The organism is Pseudomonas sp. GD03862 (assembly GCF_029840855.1).
Lineage (GTDB): Bacteria > Pseudomonadota > Gammaproteobacteria > Pseudomonadales > Pseudomonadaceae > Aquipseudomonas > Aquipseudomonas alloputida.
Window position 1 is genome coordinate 1 of the sequence record NZ_JAOCDI010000003.1, and the last position, 20,552, is coordinate 20,552.

A 20,552-nucleotide genomic window follows, 5' to 3' on the forward strand; every position below is an offset into this window, starting at 1 on the left:
GAGGCCGGCCCTGCTGGCCAATTTCTACCCGCCGCTCACCGTTGCCGCCGCCACCGTATTCGCGGGTAAACCCGCTCCTACACCGGATTGGTGGTGGGCGCACATCGGTGGTTGGACACAGGCCGCCGTGTAGGAGCGGGTTTACCCGCGAAGAGGCCGGCCCTGCTGGCCAATTTCTACCCGCCGCTCACCGTTGCCGCCGCTACCGTATTCGCGGGTAAACCCGCTCCTACACAGATCGGTGGTGGACCCACACGGGGGTGGACACAGCCCGTCGTAGGAGCGGGTTTACCCGCGAAAGGGCCGGCCCTGCTGGCCAATTTCCACCCGCCGTTCACCGTTGCCGCCGCTACCGTATTCGCGGGTAAACCCGCTCCTACGCCGGATTGGTGGTGGGCGCACATCGGTGGTTGTACACAGGCCGCCCGTAGGAGCGGGTTTACCCGCGAAGAGGCCAACCCTGCTGGCTCAAATCTGTGAAACCAGCGCCTCCAACTGCTCCTGCCGCTCAGCCTGATTCAGCTTGGCCCCGGGATTCAGGGTGGACCACTGCGGGTGCGCCCGCGCTTTGACCAACGCCTCCGGCAACTTGCCCTCACGCCAGGCCTTTTCATCCAGCTCACCCAGCCTGATGCTGTCCTGCGCCGCATGCCCGCGGTTATCCAGCGCCACCATCAACTGCTGCTGACGCAAGGCCAGCAGACGCAATACCGTGTCGTCCACGGTCAGCTCGCGCTTGCCCTTGAGCTTGCCCATCAACCGCGAACCATAGTTGCGCGCCGTCTGCAGCGCACCGCCGGCAATCGCCCCGGCCAGCGCCGCCGCGCCGAGGGTGAGGCCACCAACCAGCAAATCGACCCCGGCCCCCGCTGCCGCCCCCGCCGCCACGCCGCTGCCCAGGCGCACGCCCAGCAGTTTCAACGTCTCTGGATTGAACAAATCATCGCCCCAGCGGCCGTCCAGCAACGGCAGGTCGCTGGCATGGGCGTCCTCGCGGCGGAAGGCATACAGCTTGAGCAAGGCTTCGACGCAGCGTTGTTCTCGTTGGCGTATGTCCTGGCGCAGCGCCTCGATGGCCCGGGCTTCTGCCGCTGGTTCGGCCTCGACACTGCGCCGGCATGCAGCGCAATCGAGCAGCAGTTCGGCGATCAGGCGCTTGCCGCTGTGCCGGCGTGCCAAACGCTGTGCCTGCTGGTCGTCGATCAGCCGTTGCAGCGCCGGGCGGGCGTTTTCCAGCAGTAGCGCCAGGCTTTCGTACAAGCGGCGCTCGCCATCTTCCGGCGGGGCCACGCTGTCGAACCGTACCAATGCGTGAAGCCCAAGCCGGGCAAGGGCTTCACGCCATTCCGGCTCACGGTGCTGGCTGCTGGCGACGAAGTTGAGCACCGGCAGCAACGGCTTGCCGCAGTTGGCCAGTACTTCCAGTTCGTCGCGGTACTTGGCCAGCACCGGCTCGCGCGCATCGATCACATACAGCCCGGCATTACTGGCCAGCAGTTGGCGCAATACCTTGGCCTCCTGCTCGAAGCGTTGGCGCGCTTCGCTGCCCTGCAGAAAGCGCTCCAGCCGGGCCGGGCCGTCCAGGCGCTCGCCCGGGCGTTCCAGACGTTCAAGGTAGTCGAGCAGGGCGATGGCATCTTCCAGGCCGGGCGTGTCGTACAGCTCCAGCAAGGGTTCACCGTCCACAGACAGCCGCGCACCTTCCACATGGCGGGTAGTGCTGGGGCGGTGGGACACTTCGCCAAAACCGACGTCGCGGGTCAGGGTGCGCAGTAGCGAGGTTTTGCCGACATTGGTATGGCCGACCACGGCCAGTTTCAGTGGCTCAGTCATGGCCATGCTCCAGCCAGGTCAGCGGTGAGGTGTCGGCATGTTGCAGGCCAAGGCGGTCAAGAGCTTCGTGCCAATCGCCCAGGCGCTCGGCATCGAGGGGCTGGCCCGGTGCAGCCTGCAGCAGCCAGATACGGGTTGCGCCGGCATTGCGCGCCAGTTCGGCGAGCAGCGCCAAACTGCCGCGGTCTGGCGAGCGGCGTGGGTCGCAGGCGATGGCCAGGCGTGCCGGTGGGAAGCGGCTGAGCTGCTCCAACAGCCGGTTGCGTGATTCGCGGCTGTCGAGCACGCCGGCATCGGTCACGCTTTTGGGCAGGGCCGGTGGCCAAGGGCGCTGGTCGTCCAGCTCCAGGCCCACCAGCAGGGCACCGCTGCTGCCGCTTTCCAGCTGCCCGGCGGCAAACTGTGGCAAGGCTTGCGGGGCAGCATCCTGCACGCCGATGCGCTCGCTGCGCGGCATCAGTGCCTCGCGCAGTTGCGCGTAGCCGGGCAGGCCCAGGTCCAGCGTCAGGCGTTCACGGCCCTGGCGCCAGCGCCACAGGCATAGCCCGGCCAGCAGCAGGCGGGGCAGCAGGCCGTATACCAGCACCACGCCGAGCAGCCAGCTGGCCCAGGCCTGGCGTGCCATGTCCAGGGCCGGCAAGCTGTCGCCGCTGGCGCGGATCATGGCTTCGTCGGGCACGGCGAAGCCTAGCAACGAGGGCAGGGCGCCCAGTGCTTGGGTCAGGTGAATGAACGGCTCGGCGGCGAGCAAGGTGGTTTCCCAGACAAAGCCATAGCGTCGGGTCGCCAGCAAGGCCAGCAGCATGCCCAGCGCGGTGAGCATCGCCAGCAGCCACAGACCGTGTACCAACAGGCCGAGCAGCCACCGGTTGAGGCGTTGACGTTGCAGCAGCACCAGCAGCGCTGGCGCCAGGTGCGCGGCCTTGGCATCGCGGGCAAAGCGTTCGCTTAGCCATAGCCACAAGCGGCCCAGCCCTGCGCCATGCTCGCCGCTCAGGGCAAAACCCATGGCCCAGCCCAGCAGCATCACCAGGTTCAGCCCGAGCAGGCTGCCCAGCGCCCAGAACACATTCACCGGGCGCTGCCCGTCACCGAGGGCGGCCAGCCCCAGGCCTGCGCCGCTGAGCACGGCCAGCAGCAGCAGGGCCAGCAGCGCCAGGCGCGCGCCCTGCTTCCAATGGCGCAGGGCGCCGGTCATGTCATCGCGCTCGGCCAGGAACAGCGCACGTGTTTCGATGCGCGTGGCCAGGTCGCCACCTAGCTGGCGGGCGTGGCGGTTGGCTTCCTGGTCTTCCAGCGGGCCGGCATGTTCTTCGCGCAGGCGTACTGCTTCGGTGAGCCAGCGCTTGTCCAGTGGCGTGGGTGCAGTCACAAGGTCTTCCATTGCACAGGTCAAGGCAGAAGCATAACCCACACGCCCGGTGCTATCCTCGCCGGCATGAATACATCACTTCCCCTCAGCCTGATCGCGGCTTATGCCGAGAACCGCGTGATCGGCATCGACAACTCCATGCCCTGGCATTTGCCGGGGGACTTCAAATACTTCAAGGCCACCACCCTGGGCAAGCCGATCATCATGGGGCGCAAGACCTGGGACTCGCTGGGGCGGCCGCTGCCTGGGCGGCTGAACATCGTGGTCAGCCGCCAGCCGGGGCTTGAACTGGCGGGTGCCGAGGTGTTCGCCTCGCTTGAAGAGGCGTTGGTGCGGGCCGAGCAGTGGGCGCGCGAGCAGGGCGTCGGTGAGCTGATGCTGATTGGTGGCGCGCAGCTGTATGGGCAGGCGCTGGAGAAGGGGCTGGTCAGTCGCATGTACCTGACGCGGGTTGAGTTGGCGCCAGAGGGGGATGCGTGGTTCCCGGCGTTTGATGAAGGGCAGTGGAGGCTGACTTCTAGCGAGGCACAGGCTGAGGAAGGTAAGCCGGTGTATCACTTCGAGGTTTGGGATAAGGGGTGAGATTGTTGGGGGCTGCTTTGCAGCCCTTCGCGGGTGAACCCGCTCCTACGGGGGGCGCAGGGGGGCAGAGATTGTTGGGGCTGCTTTGCAGCCCTTCGCGGGTGAACCCGCTCCTACGGGGGGGGCCGCAGGGGGGCAGAGATTGTTGGGGCTGCTCTGCAGCCCTTCGCGGGTGAACCCGCTCCTACGGGGGACCGCAGGGGGTTTAGGTTTTGAGCAAGACACGAGCGGCCTTGTCGCGAAAGGGGCGCAATGCGCCCCGGCGATCTGTCAGGTGTGGCTCAGCTCGGCATGTTCATCACCGGCCAGCACTTCCTTGTCTGTCTCTTTCAGCAGCTGGCTGGTGACAACGCCCGCCGTCATCGAACCGTTCACGTTCAACGCCGTACGGCCCATGTCGATCAGCGGCTCCACCGAAATCAGCAGCGCCACCAACTCCACCGGCAAGCCCATGGCTGGCAGCACGATCAGCGCGGCGAAGGTGGCACCGCCGCCCACGCCGGCAACTCCTGCCGAGCTCAGCGTGACGATGGCCACCAGGGTGGCGATCCACAGTGGGTCGAAGGTGTTGATGCCCACCGCTGGCGCGACCATCACCGCCAGCATGGCCGGATAGAGGCCGGCGCAGCCGTTCTGGCCAATGGTGGTGCCGAACGATGCGCTGAAGCTGGCGATCGATTGCGGCACGCCCAGACGGCGGGTTTGTGCCTCGATGTTCAGCGGAATGCTGGCGGCGCTGGAGCGGCTGGTGAAGGCGAAGGTCAGCACCGGCCACACCTTGCGGAAGAAGCGCAGCGGGCTCACACCGGTGGCGGCGAGGATGATGCCATGCACCACGAACATCAACCCCAGGCCCAGGTACGACACCACCACGAAGCTGCCCAGCTTGAGGATGTCCTCCGTGTTGGAGCTGGCCACGACTTTGGTCATCAACGCCAGCACGCCATAGGGGGTCAGCTTCATCACCACCCGCACCAGGCGCATCACCCAGGCCTGCAGGGTGTCGATGGCCGACAGGGCGCGCTCACCCTTCTCGGCGTCGTCCTTGATCAACTGCAGCGCGGCCAGACCGAGGAACACCGCAAAGATCACCACGCTGATGATCGAGGTCGGCTTGGCCCGCGCCAGGTCGCCTACCGGGTTGCTGGGGATGAACGACAGCAGCAGTTGCGGGATGTTGAGGTCGGCGACCTTGCCCGCGTAGTCACTGTGGATAACCTGCATGCGTGCGCTTTCCTGGGCGCCGGCCACCAGGCCCTCGGCGCTGAGGCCGAACAGGTTGGTCAACACAATGCCGATCAGGGCGGCAATGGCCGTGGTCAGCAGCAGGGTGCCGATGCTCAGCACGCTGATGCGGCCCAGTGAAGAGGCATTGTGCAAACGTGCCACGGCACTGAGGATCGAGGCGAAGATCAGCGGCATGACGATCATCTGCAACAGGCCGACATAGCCGTTGCCGACCAGGTCGAGCCACGCGATGGTTGCCTTGAGCACAGGGTGGCCAGCGCCATAGATCGTGTGCAGCACAAGGCCGAAGACCACGCCCAGCACCAGGCCAAGCAGTACCTTCTTGGCCAGGCTCCAGTCGGTGCGGCGGGTTTGTGCCAGACCCAGCAACAGGGCCAGGAATGCCAGCAGGTTGAGTGACAGCGGCAGGTTCATTGAAGCTCCAGCAAAAAAAGCAGAAGTGGCATCGCCTCTGTGAGCGATTGCGAACGGAAATGCTAACAGCCTGAAAACAAACGAATTTATACCCAAATGGAATTTACATAGTCGTTTATGGAATAACGGGATGTCGCAGATTGCAATGAACAAGGCGTTTGCAGCTGCCTGGAGGTCGTTATCGGGGGCTTGCAGTGGGGATTGTTGCACTAGCGTTTCTGGGTCATTTCAGGAGATTCGTACATGAAAGTCGCTGTGAAAGCCGCCGCCATCGGCCTGTCCCTGCTGTTCAGTATCGAAACCTTCGCCACGGAGCTCAAACACTGGCCTGCCGACGCGGCCAAACAGCTCGACAGCATGATCGCCGCCAATGCCAACAAGGGTAACTACGCGGTGTTCGACATGGACAACACCAGTTACCGCTATGACCTGGAAGAAGCCTTGCTTCCGTTCATGGAAAACAAGGGGCTGCTAAGCCGCGACAAGCTCGACCCTTCGTTGAAGCTGATGCCGTTCAAGGACACTGCCGAGCACAAGGAAAGCCTATTCAGTTACTACTACCGGCTGTGTGAAATCGATGACATGGTCTGCTACCCGTGGGTAGCCCAGGTGTTCTCGGGCTTTACCTTGCAGGAGCTGAAGGTGCAGGTGGATGAGCTGATGGCTTCGACCAAGCCGATCCCCAGCACCTATTACGAAGGCGACCAGGTCAAGGCCATCGAGGTTCAGCCGCCCAAGGTCTTCAAGGGCCAGGCCGAGCTGTACAACAAGCTGATGGAGAATGGCATCGAGGTCTATGTGGTTTCGGCGGCCTCCGAAGAGCTGGTGCGCATGGTCGCCTCGGACCCCAAGTATGGATACAACGTGAAGCCCCAGAACGTGATTGGCGTGAGCCTGCTGCTCAAGGACCGCGCCAGCGGACAGCTGACCACTGCGCGCAAGCAGATCAGCGCCGGGCACTACGATGCCAAGGCTAACGAGGGCCTGGAGTTGACCCCTTACCTGTGGACCCCGGCCACCTGGATGGCGGGCAAGCAGGCGGCGATCCTTACCTACATCGATGAGTGGAAGAAACCGGTGCTGGTGGGCGGCGACACGCCGACCAGCGATGGCTACATGCAGTTCCACGGGGTGGATGTGGGCAAAGGCGGTATCCACCTGTGGATAAACCGCAAGGCCAAGTACATGGACCAGCTCAACGGGATGATTGCCAAGAATGCGGCGGCGCAGGCCAAGGAAGGGTTGCCGGTGACGGCTGACAAGAACTGGGTGATCGTCACGCCGGAGCAGATCCAGTAACGGGAATATCAACCATCGCGGCCCACAATGAGGGTCTGGGCCGCTTTCTGGTCAATGGTCTGCGCCAGCAGGGTCACTTGTTCAATGGCACGTTCACGGATCCTGGCGCCCTCAGGGCCGAGGGTCTGTTCGACCACTAAACTGTGCGCCTGGTTAATCCCAACGAAGCGAAACCATGTGTCGATGAAGGTTTTCTCCAGGCCAAACACCTGGTCGGGTGTCTGTGAGCCGGGCCCGTAGCCCAAACCACGGGTGTAGATGGCAATCGCTCGACGCCCGCCAAGCATGCCGTTCAATCCTTGCTCATCGAAGGTGAACAGCACGTCTTTGTGCGAAATCGCGTCGATCAGGTGCTTGAGCTTGTACGGAATACCGAAATTCCACAGCGGTACGCTGAACACCAAGGTATCCGCCCGGTGGAACCGTTGAGCGAGGGCCTTGATCCGGTCCCATGCAGCTGCCTGTGCGGTTGACAGCGGGGCATCGGCAAGCCCCGCGTACTTCGCCGCGAGCAAGGCGCCATCTACCTCAGGCAGTTCACATTCCCAAGGATTCAAGTGATCGATTTCCACCGCTTTGCGCTCGGCCAATGCCGCCAGGAACACGTCGGTAATCTGAGCGGAAACGGACCGCTCTCCTCTGGGTGAGGCGCAGACATACAAGATACGTTCAACCACGGGGCTTCTCCCAAGTAGTGTTGATAAGCCTTGCCGGCGCTTGAGCGCCCAGGCGTTCGGTGGTCAGTCTGATTCAGGGAGATTCATTATAGAAATGACGTATGCTCGCGAGATTGAGTGAGATAGGTGATGAATCTGTGTTCGATACTGTGCTTTTGCGGAGCTTGCTTGCCGTTGCCGACACCGGTGGTTTCACCCGTGCTGCGCAGAGGCTGCACCTAACGCAGTCGGCGATCAGCGCTCATATTCGGCGGCTTGAACGCGAAGCTGGACAAAAATTGCTGGAGCGTACGACCCGTTCGGTCAGCCTGACACCCGCAGGCGCTCGGTTGGCAGGCTATGCCCGCACCATCCTGGCGTTGCACGATGATGCCCGCGCAAGCCTTGGAGCAGGGCGGCGGGTGTCAGGCACGGTGTACGTGGGGTTGAGCGAGGAAATGGTGAAAGCCCCGATCATCGACTGCATGCGTCGTTTTTCGGTGGCACACCCCGATGCAGAGGTGTCCCTGACCGTCGGCCTGACTGGGGAGTTGCTCTCGCTCGTCCACTCGGGTGGGCTGGATATCGTATTGGGCAGCCGCTGCAGCGATGAAGAACGGGGCGAGGTGCTTTGGTCCGAGCCATTGGTGTGGGCGAGAGGGCCGATTGCGCTGGGCAGCGATGAGGTCACCACGCCTGTGCCCTTGGCGGTATTTTCTGATCAATGCCCTTATCGGGCCGCAGCTATTGAGGCCTTGGTACGCGCCGGGCGGCAATGGCGCATCGTTTGCCAGAGCCCAAGTGTCGGCGGGCTGATGACCGCCGTAAGTGGCGGGCTTGGGGTAACGCCTGTCACGCGATCGTCTGCTCTGGCTGCCGGCCTTGTAGAAGTGTCGACGTTGCCAGCCTTGCCTCAAGCACAGTTCGTGCTGACGTCGGCGGCGACACCGAAGCGCTCGGCTGCCCTGCTGCTGGCGCAATTACGCCAATGTGTCGCGAAGGGAGAGCTTTGATCCGGCCTTCATCCACAGGCAAAAAAAACCGGCGTACGAGACGCCGGTTGTGCAAATGCCAGAAAAGCCCTTACAGCCCTTCGAGCATTGCCTTGTTACGCACTGCGCCTTTGTCGGCACTGGTGGCCAGCAGGGCATAGGCCTTGAGCGCGGTGGTCACTTTGCGGGGACGGACCTCGGCTGGCTTCCAGCCCTTCTTGTCCTGCTCGACACGGCGTTCCGCCAGCTCTTCATCGCTGACCAGCAGGTTGATCGAACGGTTAGGGATGTCGATCAGTACCTTGTCGCCGTCGCGCACCAGGCCGATGGCACCGCCCGCCGCGGCCTCTGGCGAGGCGTGGCCGATCGACAGGCCCGAGGTACCGCCCGAGAAGCGACCGTCGGTGAGCAGGGCGCAGGCCTTGCCCAGGCCTTTGGACTTGAGGTACGAGGTCGGATAGAGCATTTCTTGCATGCCCGGGCCGCCTTTCGGGCCTTCGTAGCGGATGATGACGATGTCGCCGGCTTTCACCTCGTCGGCGAGGATGCCGCGCACGGCGCTGTCCTGGCTTTCGAAGATCTTCGCGGTGCCCTCGAACACGTGGATCGATTCGTCCACACCGGCGGTTTTGACCACGCAGCCATCCAGAGCGATGTTGCCGTACAGCACGGCCAGGCCGCCCTCTTGCGAGTAGGCGTGTTCGAAGCTGCGGATGCAGCCGTTTTCACGGTCGTCGTCGAGGGTTTCCCAACGGGTCGACTGGCTGAATGCGGTCTGGGTCGGGATACCGGCCGGGCCGGCCTTGAAGAAGGTGTGCACCGCTTCGTCATCGGTCTGGGTGATGTCCCATTTGGCGATGGCTTCTTCCATGCTGCGGCTGTGCACGGTCGGCAGGTCGGTGTGCAGCAGGCCACCACGGGCCAGCGAACCGAGGATGCTGAAGATGCCGCCGGCGCGGTGGACGTCTTCCATGTGGTACTTCTGGATGTTTGGCGCCACTTTGCACAGCTGCGGCACTTTGCGTGACAGGCGGTCGATGTCGCGCAGGTCGAACGCCACTTCACCTTCTTGTGCTGCGGCCAGCAGGTGCAGGATGGTGTTGGTCGAGCCGCCCATGGCGATGTCCAGCATCATGGCGTTTTCGAACGCTTTGAAGTTGGCGATGCTGCGTGGCAGGACCGACTCGTCATTCTCGCCGTAGTAGCGCTTGCACAGCTCGACGATGGTGCGGCCGGCCGTGAGGAACAGCTGCTCGCGGTCGGAGTGGGTGGCCAGGGTCGAACCGTTGCCCGGCAGGGCCAGGCCCAGCGCTTCGGTCAGGCAGTTCATCGAGTTGGCGGTGAACATGCCGGAGCACGAACCGCAGGTCGGGCAGGCGCTGCGCTCGTATTCGGCGACTTTTTCGTCGGAGGCCGTGGAGTCGGCCGCGATGACCATGGCATCGACCAGGTCCAGGCCGTGGCTGGCCAGCTTGGTCTTGCCGGCTTCCATCGGGCCGCCGGAAACGAAGATCACCGGGATGTTCAGGCGCAGGGCGGCCATCAGCATGCCGGGGGTGATCTTGTCGCAGTTGGAGATGCAGACGATGGCGTCAGCGCAGTGCGCATTGACCATGTACTCCACCGCGTCGGCAATGATTTCGCGGCTTGGCAGCGAGTACAGCATGCCGTCGTGGCCCATGGCGATGCCGTCATCGACCGCGATGGTGTTGAATTCCTTGGCCACGCCACCGGCGCGTTCGATTTCGCGAGCCACCAGCTGGCCCAGGTCCTTCAGGTGCACGTGGCCCGGAACGAACTGGGTGAACGAGTTGGCGATGGCGATGATCGGTTTCTTGAAGTCTTCGTCCTTCATCCCGGTGGCGCGCCAAAGGGCACGGGCGCCTGCCATGTTGCGGCCTTGGGTGGAAGTCTTGGAACGATAATCAGGCATGAAACACTCCTGGCGGCTTAATCAGGTCACAAATAGGGGAGTGAGCTTCTCGTGTCCTTTGCGCCGCAGGCCGGTTGCCACTGGCACGGATGGGGCCAAGACCGCGCGGGATCGCCGCGTGCTTGACCAGAGCTCATAAACCCGCCGGGGATGACTGGCGATGAATAGGCCGATTCTACACCGCTGGCGCGGTGAGGGAATGCAGATGTGGATGGTTGGCGGGGGGATTGCGGCAGGAAAGGGCCGCTGGGCGGCCCTTTTTGGCAGATATCAGCTGTTTGGCAGTAACCGGCAGGTGATGCTTTTGATGTAGCGGGTTTCGGCGATGGCCGGGTGTACTGGGTGATCCGGGCCCTGACCGCCTCGCTCAAGCAGCTGCATGTTGCGGTCCAGGTGGCGGGCACTGGTCAGCAGGATGTTGTTCAGGTCGTCCTCGGGCAGGTGCATCGAGCACGAGGCGCTGACGAGGATGCCGTCTTTGTTCAACATGCGCATGGCCTGTTCGTTCAGGCGGCGGTAGGCCGCTTCGCCGTTTTTCAGGTCCTTCTTGCGCTTGATGAAGGCAGGTGGGTCGGCAATGATCACGTCGAAGCGTTCTTCGGCCGCCTTGAGCTCGCGCAGGGCTTCGAACACGTCGCCTTCGATGCAGGTCAGCTTCTCGCTGATGCCGTTCAGTGCAGCGTTACGCTCCACGCCGTCCAGGGCAAAACCCGAGGCATCGACACAGAACACTTCGCTGGCGCCAAAGGCACCGGCCTGTACGCCCCAGCCACCGATATAGCTGAACAGGTCGAGTACACGCTTGCCCTTCACGTACGGTGCCAGGCGGGCGCGGTTCATGCGGTGGTCGTAGAACCAGCCCGTCTTCTGGCCTTCGCGCACCGGAGCTTCGAACTTGACGCCGTTCTCTTCCAGCGGAACCCAGTCCGGCACTTCGCCGTAGACGGTCTCGACATAGCGCTGCAGGCCTTCGGCGTCGCGCGCGGCGGAATCGTTCTTGAACAGGATGCCGCTGGGCTTGAGCACCTGCACCAGTGCGGCGATCACGTCATCCTTGTGCGCTTCCATGGTGGCCGAGGCCAACTGCACCACGAGGATATCGAAGAAACGGTCGACCACCAGGCCTGGGAGCAGGTCGGAGTCACCGTAGACCAGGCGGTAGCATGGCTGGTCGAACAGGCGCTCGCGCAGCGACAGGGCGACGTTCAGGCGGTGTACCAGCAGCGACTTGTCCAGCGGCAGCTTGATGTCGCGTGACAGCAGGCGGGCGCAGATCAGGTTGTTCGGGCTCAGTGCGACGATGCCCAGCGGCTTGCCGTTGGCTGCCTCGAGAATGGCCTGCTGACCCGCCTGGAAGCCTTGCAAAGGGGTCGCGCTGACATCGACTTCGTTGCTGTAGACCCACAGGTGGCCGGCGCGCAGGCGGCGGTCGGCATTGGCTTTGAGGCGAAGGCTGGGCAGGGACATGACGTCGCTCCGGGAAAAAGAGCGGGATTATAGCGTGTCTGCTGTGCTTTCGCCTTTAGAGGAGTGGTAACCGGGGGCGCTTAGAGGGTTAAAATGCCGCGTCCTAAACGAGTGTGCACGTATGTCCCAAGAACTCAGCGCCGAACAGATCCAGCAAGCCTTGCAAGGCATCACCATCCCGCCTCAACCGCAGATCATGGTCGATCTGCAGTTCGAGCAGTACATGCCTGACCCAGACCTGGAAACCATCGCCAAGCTGATTTCCCAGGACCCGGGCCTCTCTGGCGCCTTGCTGAAACTGGTCAACTCTCCGCACTTCGGCTTGTCGAACAAGATCGGTTCGATCCAGCGTGCGGTGAACCTGCTGGGTAGCCGTTCGATCATCAACCTGATCAACGCCCAGTCGATCAAGGGCGAGATGAGTGACGAGACCATCGTTACCCTCAACCGCTTCTGGGATACCGCCCAGGACGTGGCGATGACCTGCCTGACGCTGGCCAAGCGAACCGGCATTCAGGCGGCGGACGAGGCCTATACCCTTGGCCTCTTCCATGACTGTGGCGTGCCGTTGATGCTCAAGCGCTTCCCCACTTACATGGATGTGCTGGAAGAGGCATACGCCAAGGCCGACGAAGAAACACGCGTGGTCGATACCGAGAACCGCACGTTCAACACCAACCATTCAGTGGTCGGCTACTTCACAGCCAAATCCTGGCGCTTGCCCGAGCACCTCAGTGCGGCCATCGCCAACCACCACAATGCCTTGGCCGTGTTCCGCGACGATACCTCGCGCAATACCCAGAGCCAGCTGAAAAACCTGCTGGCGGTGCTGAAGATGGCCGAGCATATCTGCGCGTCCTACCGTGTGCTGGGCAACCAGGCGGTGGACCACGAATGGAATGTGGTCGGCCCTTTGGTGCTCGATTACATTGGTTTGTCGGAATACGATTTCGAAAACCTCAAGCAGAACATTCGCGAGTTGGGCGGACACTGACACATGCCGGAATTGCCAGAAGTAGAAACCACCCGACGCGGTATTGCGCCACACCTGGAAGGCCAGCGGGTCAGCCGTGTGGTGGTTCGCGACCGGCGGCTGCGCTGGCCGATCCCGGAAGACCTCGATGTGCGCCTGTCGGGGCAGCGCATCGTCAGCGTGGAGCGACGCGCCAAGTACCTGTTGATCAATGCCGAAGTGGGGACGCTGATCAGCCACTTGGGCATGTCGGGCAACCTGCGGCTGGTCGAGCTGGGCTTACCGGCGGCCAAGCATGAGCATGTCGACATCGAGCTGGAGTCCGGGCTGATGCTGCGTTACACCGACCCTCGCCGCTTTGGTGCCATGCTGTGGAGCCTGGACCCTCTGAACCATGAGTTACTGCTGCGCCTGGGGCCTGAGCCGCTGACGGACCTGTTCGATGGTGAACGGCTGTTCCAGCTGTCCCGCGGTCGGTCGATGGCGGTCAAGCCGTTCATCATGGACAACGCGGTAGTGGTGGGGGTGGGCAACATCTACGCCACCGAGGCGCTGTTTGCCGCCGGTATCGACCCACGCCGGGAGGCGGGCGGGATTTCCCGGGCGCGCTACCTGAAACTGGCGATCGAGATCAAACGGGTGCTGGCGGCGGCGATCGAGCAGGGCGGTACCACCCTGCGTGACTTCATTGGTGGCGATGGGCAGCCGGGGTACTTCCAGCAGGAACTGTTTGTGTACGGGCGTGGCGGGCAGCCGTGCAAGGTATGCGGCACTGAGTTGCGCGAAGTGAAGCTGGGGCAGAGGGCGAGCGTGTACTGCCCGCGCTGCCAACGATGAAACGTTCGCTGCGAACCTGTTGAAGCGAAACCTGAATGTTGGCGCGGTAACTGTGGGATCGGGCAAGCCCGCGAAACAGGCGACGCGATGAATGGCACCGGCTACGCCGGTGTTCGCGGGCACGCCCGCTCCCACAGGGACCGTGCAGGGAAGGGCAGTGATCAGCCCTTGCCAGGCATAGGTAAGGGGGCGATCACGCAGATCTCTTCGCCTGAAGCGAAACCTGAATGTTGGCGCGGTAACTGTGGGAGCGGGCAAGCCCGCGAAGTAGGCGACGCGATGAATGGCACCGGCTGCGCCGGTGTTCGCGGGCATGCCCGCTCCCACAGGGACCGTGCAGGGAAGGGCAGTGATCAGCCCTTGCCAGTGATCCGGCGATACTTGGCCATCAGCTGTTCTTCGGTTTCCGGGTGCGCTTCATCCAGCGGGATGCAGTCGACCGGGCAGACCTGCTGGCACTGCGGCTCGTCGCAATGGCCTACGCACTGGGTGCACAGGTAAGGGGCGATCACGCAGATCTCTTCGCCTGAAGCGAAACCTGAATGTTGGCGCGGTAACTGTGGGAGCGGGCAAGCCCGCGAAGCAGGCGACGCGATGAATGGCACCGGCTGCGCCGGTGTTCGCGGGCATGCCCGCTCCCACAGGGACCGTGCAGGGAAGGGCAGTGATCAGCCCTTGCCAGTGATCCGGCGATATTTGGCCATCAGCTGTTCTTCGGTTTCCGGGTGCGCTTCATCCAGCGGGATGCAGTCGACCGGGCAGACCTGCTGGCACTGCGGCTCATCGTAATGGCCTACGCACTGGGTGCACAGGTTAGGGTCGATCACGTAGATCTCTTCGCCTTGGGAGATAGCCTCGTTCGGGCACTCGGGTTCGCAGACGTCGCAATTGATGCAATCGTCGGTGATGATCAGGGACATGGGGACTCCGGCCGGGGCTCACAGCCCGGGCATGTTCAACGCAATGGGCACAATTGTGCCGCATTCGCGCCCGCAGTGCACGCGGGCGCGACAATCAGGCGTCAGGCTTGCTTCTTGAAGCGTTCAGTCAGTGCGTCGGCCACCACCGGGTGGACGAACTTGCTGATATCACCGCCCAGCGCCGCAATCTCCCGGACCAGGGTCGAGGAAATGAACGAATAACGCTCCGACGGCGTCAGGAACAGGCTCTCGACGTCGGGGGCCAGTTGCCGGTTCATGTTCGCCAGCTGGAACTCGTACTCGAAGTCGGACACCGCACGCAGGCCACGCAGGAAGACGTTGGCGCCCTGTTCCTTGGCGAAATGCGCCAACAGGGAAGAGAAGCCGATGACTTCGACATTGGGCAGGTGCTTGGTGACCTCACGGGCGAGCTCAACCCGTTGCTCCAGGGGGAACAAAGGGTTTTTCTTGGGGCTGGCCGCCACCGCGATGATCACGTGGTCGAATAGCCGCGAAGCGCGCTCGACCAGATCGCCATGGCCTTTGGTAATGGGGTCGAAAGTACCCGGGTACAACACTCGGTTCATCGCGTCATCCTGGCTGGAGTGCGTTGGGGAGTCGGATGGTAGCGCAGCGACGGCGCCCCGGCCAAGTCATGCGGCCGACTGATGGCACTATAGACAGGGGCCATGTTCGTTGTCATGCGCTGTGTGCCAGGCGGCTGACCAGTGCTTCGCTGAGCCTGGCGCTGATGGCATACACCGACAATTGCGGGTTGGCGCCGATGCTGGTGGGGAACAGTGAACCGTCGTGAATCGACAGGTTTTCCAGCTGGTGATGGCGGCCCAGGCTGTCGCACACCGCGTGGCGCGGGTCTTCGCCGAGGGCGCAGCCGCCCATCACATGGGCGCTGCCCAAGCGCGTGCGGAAGGGCTCCAGGCGCAGTTTGTCGATCATGGTCAGGGCCTGTTCCAGGCTAGAGGCGGCGCTGGCGTCGCTGTGCACCGGGGTTACCTGGGTGGCGCCAGCGGCAAACTGAACGTGTGCCATGCTGCGGTAGGCGCGCCGCAAGCCGTCACGCAGGTAGTCGGTGACCGGGTAATCGAGCACAGGTGAACCATCGCTGCGTAGTTCCACGGCCCCGCCCTGGCTTTCGGGGTGAAAACCATCGCGTAGCAGCGCCAGCATCACATGGGTATGGGGCAGCTCGGCCATGCGCTGGGCATTCTCGTGGCCGTGCCCGCCCAGCAGGGTGCTGGCCAGGGCCGGGTGCAGTGGCGGCACTTCCAGCTTGTAGCCAACCGGACCGTCTGCGCCGTCTTGCCACTGAAAGTGATCGCTGTAGATCGACTGCGGGGCGCCATAGTAGGGGTCGATACGCTCGCTGAAGCGTGCCGCACTGAAGTTGACCAGGTGCAGGAAGGTTCGCTTGCCCAGGCGACCATGCGGGTCGGGCGCGGCAGAGCGCAGCAGCAGGGCCGGGCTGTTGATACCGCCACCGGCCAGGAGGTAATGGCGTGCCTGCACGCTGACCTGCCTGCCGGTAGGGTGTATGCCCTGGGCGTCCAGGGCCTGGCATGTCAGGCTCTGAATGCGTTCGCCGTTGTGAGCGAAGCGCTCGGCCCGCGCCAGATACAGCAGTTCGCCGCCTTGCTCGAGGGTGGCAGGTATACGGGTCACCAGCATCGACTGTTTGGCATTCACCGGGCAGCCCATGCCGCAGTAGCCCAGGTTCCAGCAGCCGCGCACATTGCGCGGGATCACCCCCCAGCGGTAACCCAGCTGTTCGCAGCCCCGGCGCAGCACATCGTTGTTGGCATTCGGTGGCAAGGCCCAAGGGCTGATGCCCAGTTCCTGCTCCATGCGCTCGAACCAGGGGCGCAGTTCATCCTCGCCCAAACCGTTCACGCCATGGACCGAGGCCCAGTGCGCCAGGGTTTGCGGCGGGGTACGAAAGCTCGAGGTCCAGTTCACCAGGGTGGTGCCGCCCACGGCGCGGCCCTGCAGGATGGTAATGGCGCCATCCTTGCTCATGCGCCCCAGCCCTTCCTGGTACAGGCTGGCGTAGGCTTCACTCTCCAGCAGGTGGAAATCGCTACTGGTCTTCAGGGGGCCTTCTTCGATCAGCAGTACCTTGAAACCGGCAGCGCTGAGCATCTGCGCACTGGTGGCGCCGCCGGCACCACTGCCGATCACGGCAATGTCGGCCTCCAGAAACAGGTCGTGCTCCAGACGCGAGGCGTCGTGGGTGATCCAGCCGCGGTCAAGGCCTTGGCGAAACGGGTCGGGGACAGGCATTGGCGATGCTCTTGTTGTTTTCAGATTTTCGGTGGGCCCGGGTAACCGCAGCCTGCCCAGGATTCGGGGCGTTCGTACCAGGCCATTTGCAGCAGTTGCAGCAACGACGCGTGCCCCATGCGTAGCAGGTTCAGCGAGCTGTCCTGCCAGCGTTGCAGGAACGCCGTGACCTGCGTGGCGCCAGCTTGGCCCCAGCTGCCCCAGACGCCGGTCAGCGGGCCGCGAGTCAGCGGCAGGCTGAGCACGTCGAACAATTGCCGGGTGAGCTTGAGCATTTCCGGCGACAACGCCGCCAGCTTGTTGTCGAGGCTGCGCAACACCGGCGCATCGGTAGCCTGTGTACCGGCCAGGACCACCGGGATCAGCGCACGCAGCAGGGGCAAGTCGTCGTCACGAAGTACCTGATAGCCGGTCGCGGCGGTTTGCACGCTGCACCCCACCAGGCTGGCACCCGCCAGAAAAGCACTGGCGCCGAGGCTGAAACGCAGCAGGTCGCGGCGGTGCATGGCGCGGCCCTCAGCGGATGAACAGTTTGTAGACCAGGCGCTGCAAGGCTTTGCCATAAGGCGGGTAGATCAGCCGTGCGGCGTTGAAGCGTTGCTTGGCAAGTACCGCCTTGGCCTTGCTGAAGGTGAGGAAACCGTCATGACCATGGTAGTGGCCCATGCCTGAAGGGCCGATGCCGCCGAAGGGCAGATCGTCCTGGGCGACATGCAGCAAGGTATCGTTCAGGCACACACCGCCGGAGTGGGTGTGACGCAGCACATGCTCCTGGGTGCGGCGGTCATAGCCAAAGAAGTACAGCGCCAGTGGGCGTGGGCGCTGATTGATGTAGGCCAAGGCCTGGTCGAGGCCGTCATAAGGCACTAACGGCAATAGCGGGCCGAAGATTTCGTCTTGCATCACCTGCATGCTGTCGTTCACGTCCAGCAGCAAGTGTGGCGGCAGGCGCCGGCCCTGAGGGGCTTCGCCTGGGTACAGGTCGAGTACTTGCGCGCCTTTGGCGCGGGCATCGTCCAGCAGGTGCTGCAAGCGCTGCAACTGGCGCGGGTTGATGATGGCGGTGTAGTCGGGGTTGTCGGCGATGCGCGGGTACAGTCGGTGCACGGCGCGCTGGTAGGCGTCGCTGAAGGCGGGCAGCCGTTCGCGCGGCACCAGTACGTAGTCGGGGGCGACGCAGGTCTGGCCGGCGTTTAGGGTCTTGCCGAAGGCGATGCGCTCGGCGGCGCTGTCCAGCGGCACATCGTCAGAAACAATAGCGGGGGATTTGCCACCCAGCTCCAGGGTGACCGGGGTCAGGTTGTGTGCGGCAGCCTGCATCACCTGGCGGCCCACGCTGGTGGCACCGGTGAACAGCAGGTGGTCGAAGGGCAGGCGGGCGAAGGCCTGGCCCACCTCGACCTCACCGAGCACAACGCTGACCAGGTCTGTGGGGAACACACGCTCGAGCAGTTGCTGCAGGGCCAGGCCAGTCGCGGGCGTGGCCTCGCTAAGCTTGAGCATGACCCGGTTGCCGGCGGCCAGGGCGCAGGTCAACGGGCCGATGGCGAGGAACAATGGGTAGTTCCACGGCACGATGATGCCAACCACGCCCAAGGGTTGATAGCGCACCTGTGCGCTGGCCGGCTGGAACGCCAGGCCGACGCGGCGTCGGCGGGTGCGCATCCAGCCTTGCAAGTGCTTTTCGGCGTGGCGCAGGCCCTGCACTGACGGTAGCAGTTCGGCCAGCAAGGTCTCGTCGGCGCTGCGCCCGGCAAAATCCTGGCTGATGGCTTCGATCAGTTCTGCCTGGCTGCTCAGCAAGGCTTCACGCAGGCTCTTCAGCCACTGGCGCCGCTGCGCCGCTGGTGGCAGCGGGTTACCGGCAAAGGCCAGGCGCTGGGCCGCGAACGTCGTCGCGAGGTCGAGGTCGAATTGCACAGGGGGCAAGGCACTGGGCGAGTTCATGGTTATGTCGAGTCCGGGCCGGGGTTGCCTAGAGCCTATACTCTAATTTGTACCATGGTGCGAATTTTTACATGTCGTTCAACGGTGCATTCCATCTGTAATACGCCGTAAGATAAACCTTTGATGAAGGCCCGCAGACTGGGAGCGAGCATGGCCCCGCGCATGAAGACCCGAGAGCGCATCGTGCAGAACAGCCTGGAGCTGTTCAACCAGCAGGGCGAACGCAGCGTCAGTACCAACCACATTGCCGCGCACATGGAAATCTCGCCCGGCAACCTGTATTACCACTTCCCCAACAAGCAGGCGATCATTGCCCTGTTGTTCAGCCAGTACGAAGCGCTGGTGGACAGTTTTCTGCGCCCGCCGCAGGGCCGCGCGGCAACCGTGGAAGACAAGCGCTTCTACCTCAAGGCCTTGCTGGCGGCGATGTGGAACTACCGCTTCCTGCACCGTGACCTGGAGCATCTGCTGGACAGCGATGCCGAACTGGCCGCCCGTTACCGGCGTTTTTCCGAGCGCTGCCTGCGCCAAGGCCAGGCGATCTACCGCGGCTTCGTCGAGGCTGGCATCCTGGCCATGGTGCCGGCGCAGATCGAGTCACTGACCATCAACGCCTGGATCGTGCTGACATCATGGGTACGTTTTCTCAGCACCACGCGTGAACATTCTGCGCATTTGGGTGAAGAAGCCTTCAAGCGCGGCGTCTATCAGGTGCTGGTGCTGGAGCTCGGTTTCGTCACCGACAATGCCCGTACTGCCGTAGACGCGCTGTGTCAGGAATTCCATGTACCGTTCAACCAGGCCCTGGAGCTCTAGCCCAGGGCTCTCGTGCCATCGATCAGGAGATTGTCATGCCCCTTGCGCAATTGATCACCCCGCAGCAGTTGGCCGAGCGTCTGGGCTCGCCCAAGTTGGTGATCCTCGACTGCCGCTTTGCCCTCGAGGATGTGGACTATGGCCAGCGCAGCTATGCCCTGGGGCATATTGAGGGGGCGCATTTTGCCGACCTGGACCGGGATCTCAGCGGTCCGGTGAGCAAGGGGCGCACCGGGCGCCACCCATTGCCCGATTCGCAGCGGCTGGTCGAGCGCCTGCGAGAGTGGGGCCTGAACAACGACAGCGAGGTGGTGCTGTACGACGACGGCCCCGGCGCCTTTGCCGCCCGCGCCTGGTGGCTACTGGTCTGGCTGGGCAAGCGCAGTGGTGTGGCGATTCTCGACGGTGGCCTGAAGGCCTGGCACGCAGCGAACCTGCCGTTGAGCCTGGACCCTCCACCCAAACGTGAGGGCACTTTCAGTGGTGAACCTGACGCGAAGCTGCTGATCGATGCCGACCATCTGGGCAAGCGCCTTGGTAGCACAGACCTGACCTTGATCGATGCGCGTGCCTTGCCGCGTTTTCGTGGTGAAGTGGAACCGATCGACCCGGTGGCGGGGCATATTCCCGGTGCCCAGTGTGCGGCGTTTACCGACAACCTGGGGGATGACGGGCGTTTTCTGCCGGCGGATGAGCTAAAGCAGCGTTTTGCCGAAAAGCTGGCTGGACGGGCGCCGGAGCAGTTGGTGTCTTATTGTGGGTCTGGGGTAACCGCTTGCCATAACCTGTTTGCGCTGGCGCTGGCGGGGTACCCGCTGGGCAAGCTGTATGCGGGGTCGTGGAGTGAGTGGATCAACAACCCGCAGCATGCTGTGGCCACCGGCGAGTAAGCAGACCGGGTTGAACCCCCGCGGTGGGTGGCACCGGCAATGCCGGTGTTCGTGGGCATGCCCGCTCCCACAGGG

Annotated in this window: 18 protein-coding genes and 1 pseudogene; 7 read left to right on the top strand and 12 right to left on the bottom strand. The window is 63.5% G+C overall.

The genetic code is table 11. The features are described 5' to 3' along the window. Positions 1-468: 468 nt before the first annotated feature. Both N5D53_RS02885 and N5D53_RS02890 read right to left on the bottom strand, forming a co-directional pair. Positions 469-1,833 carry a GTPase/DUF3482 domain-containing protein gene (locus N5D53_RS02885; protein ID WP_014592746.1) on the bottom strand — a complete coding sequence of 455 codons (1,365 nt, stop codon included), beginning with the start codon at positions 1,831-1,833 and terminating at the stop codon, positions 469-471. Beyond that, entirely contained in the window at positions 1,826-3,217 is a 1,392-nt protein-coding gene (locus tag N5D53_RS02890; RefSeq protein WP_190869854.1) for a DUF2868 domain-containing protein, read from the bottom strand. Before N5D53_RS02890 ends, N5D53_RS02885 begins: the two co-directional genes overlap by 8 nt. Positions 3,218-3,271: 54 nt before the next feature. On the opposite strand from N5D53_RS02890, the gene N5D53_RS02895 reads away from it, so the two are divergent. Next, positions 3,272-3,787: a dihydrofolate reductase gene (locus N5D53_RS02895; protein ID WP_003249048.1), complete on the top strand. Its 516-nt coding sequence runs from the start codon at positions 3,272-3,274 to the stop codon at positions 3,785-3,787. Between the two features lie 270 nt (positions 3,788-4,057). Here the strand turns inward: N5D53_RS02895 and N5D53_RS02900 are convergent, their stop codons facing one another. Then, entirely contained in the window at positions 4,058-5,449 is a 1,392-nt protein-coding gene (locus N5D53_RS02900) for an L-cystine transporter (RefSeq protein ID WP_104962741.1), read from the bottom strand. A gap of 243 nt (positions 5,450-5,692) precedes the next feature. On the opposite strand from N5D53_RS02900, the gene N5D53_RS02905 reads away from it, so the two are divergent. After that, a complete protein-coding gene (locus N5D53_RS02905) occupies positions 5,693-6,748 on the top strand; it encodes a phosphorylcholine phosphatase (RefSeq protein ID WP_104962740.1) in 1,056 nt (351 codons plus the stop codon). Positions 6,749-6,756: 8 nt separating this feature from the next. Here the strand turns inward: N5D53_RS02905 and N5D53_RS02910 are convergent, their stop codons facing one another. Next, the gene (locus N5D53_RS02910; protein WP_190869856.1) at positions 6,757-7,425 is read right to left on the bottom strand and encodes an NAD(P)H-dependent oxidoreductase; all 669 of its coding nucleotides are present in this window, start codon (positions 7,423-7,425) and stop codon (positions 6,757-6,759) included. Positions 7,426-7,526: 101 nt separating this feature from the next. Here N5D53_RS02910 and N5D53_RS02915 point away from each other — a divergent pair, with 101 nt between their 5' ends. Beyond that, positions 7,527-8,417: a LysR family transcriptional regulator gene (locus tag N5D53_RS02915; protein WP_218115555.1), complete on the top strand. Its 891-nt coding sequence runs from the start codon at positions 7,527-7,529 to the stop codon at positions 8,415-8,417. 70 nt (positions 8,418-8,487) lie between these two features. On the opposite strand, the gene ilvD is transcribed toward N5D53_RS02915, so the two are convergent. Together ilvD and N5D53_RS02925 are read right to left on the bottom strand one after the other, a co-directional pair. Further along, positions 8,488-10,329, bottom strand: a complete 1,842-nt coding sequence (ilvD, locus tag N5D53_RS02920; RefSeq protein ID WP_003249056.1) for a dihydroxy-acid dehydratase — start codon at positions 10,327-10,329, stop codon at positions 8,488-8,490. 270 nt (positions 10,330-10,599) lie between these two features. Further along, positions 10,600-11,796 (bottom strand): class I SAM-dependent rRNA methyltransferase, encoded by a 1,197-nt coding sequence (locus N5D53_RS02925; protein WP_004575470.1) that lies wholly within the window; start codon positions 11,794-11,796, stop codon positions 10,600-10,602. A 175-nt stretch (positions 11,797-11,971) separates the two neighbouring features. On the opposite strand from N5D53_RS02925, the gene N5D53_RS02930 reads away from it, so the two are divergent. Both N5D53_RS02930 and mutM read left to right on the top strand, forming a co-directional pair. After that, complete coding sequence (locus N5D53_RS02930; protein WP_177429916.1) at positions 11,972-12,790, top strand: HDOD domain-containing protein; 819 nt, start codon at positions 11,972-11,974, stop codon at positions 12,788-12,790. Between the two features lie 3 nt (positions 12,791-12,793). Next, the gene (gene mutM / locus N5D53_RS02935; RefSeq protein WP_010955661.1) at positions 12,794-13,606 is read left to right on the top strand and encodes a bifunctional DNA-formamidopyrimidine glycosylase/DNA-(apurinic or apyrimidinic site) lyase; all 813 of its coding nucleotides are present in this window, start codon (positions 12,794-12,796) and stop codon (positions 13,604-13,606) included. Positions 13,607-13,959: 353 nt separating this feature from the next. On the opposite strand, the pseudogene N5D53_RS02940 reads toward mutM, so the two are convergent. The 6 genes and pseudogenes from N5D53_RS02940 to N5D53_RS02965 all read right to left on the bottom strand — a co-directional run. After that, positions 13,960-14,133 (bottom strand): annotated as a pseudogene (locus N5D53_RS02940) (ferredoxin); the annotation flags it as partial. A 141-nt stretch (positions 14,134-14,274) separates the two neighbouring features. Next, positions 14,275-14,526, bottom strand: coding sequence for a YfhL family 4Fe-4S dicluster ferredoxin (locus N5D53_RS02945; protein ID WP_003249063.1), 252 nt, complete (start codon positions 14,524-14,526; stop codon positions 14,275-14,277). 101 nt (positions 14,527-14,627) lie between these two features. After that, complete coding sequence (gene coaD, locus N5D53_RS02950) at positions 14,628-15,113, bottom strand: pantetheine-phosphate adenylyltransferase (protein ID WP_010955660.1); 486 nt, start codon at positions 15,111-15,113, stop codon at positions 14,628-14,630. Between the two features lie 112 nt (positions 15,114-15,225). Then, positions 15,226-16,824 (bottom strand): GMC family oxidoreductase, encoded by a 1,599-nt coding sequence (locus N5D53_RS02955; protein ID WP_190869857.1) that lies wholly within the window; start codon positions 16,822-16,824, stop codon positions 15,226-15,228. 20 nt (positions 16,825-16,844) lie between these two features. Beyond that, on the bottom strand, positions 16,845-17,330 hold the full coding sequence (locus N5D53_RS02960; RefSeq protein ID WP_020192220.1) for a hypothetical protein: 486 nt from the start codon (positions 17,328-17,330) through the stop codon (positions 16,845-16,847). A gap of 10 nt (positions 17,331-17,340) precedes the next feature. Beyond that, positions 17,341-18,771, bottom strand: coding sequence for a coniferyl aldehyde dehydrogenase (locus tag N5D53_RS02965; protein ID WP_190869858.1), 1,431 nt, complete (start codon positions 18,769-18,771; stop codon positions 17,341-17,343). A gap of 150 nt (positions 18,772-18,921) precedes the next feature. Here N5D53_RS02965 and N5D53_RS02970 point away from each other — a divergent pair, with 150 nt between their 5' ends. After that, positions 18,922-19,587 (top strand): TetR/AcrR family transcriptional regulator, encoded by a 666-nt coding sequence (locus N5D53_RS02970; protein WP_129933516.1) that lies wholly within the window; start codon positions 18,922-18,924, stop codon positions 19,585-19,587. A gap of 35 nt (positions 19,588-19,622) precedes the next feature. After that, positions 19,623-20,477: a sulfurtransferase gene (locus N5D53_RS02975; protein WP_279839813.1), complete on the top strand. Its 855-nt coding sequence runs from the start codon at positions 19,623-19,625 to the stop codon at positions 20,475-20,477. The last annotated feature ends 75 nt before the right edge of the window (positions 20,478-20,552 follow it).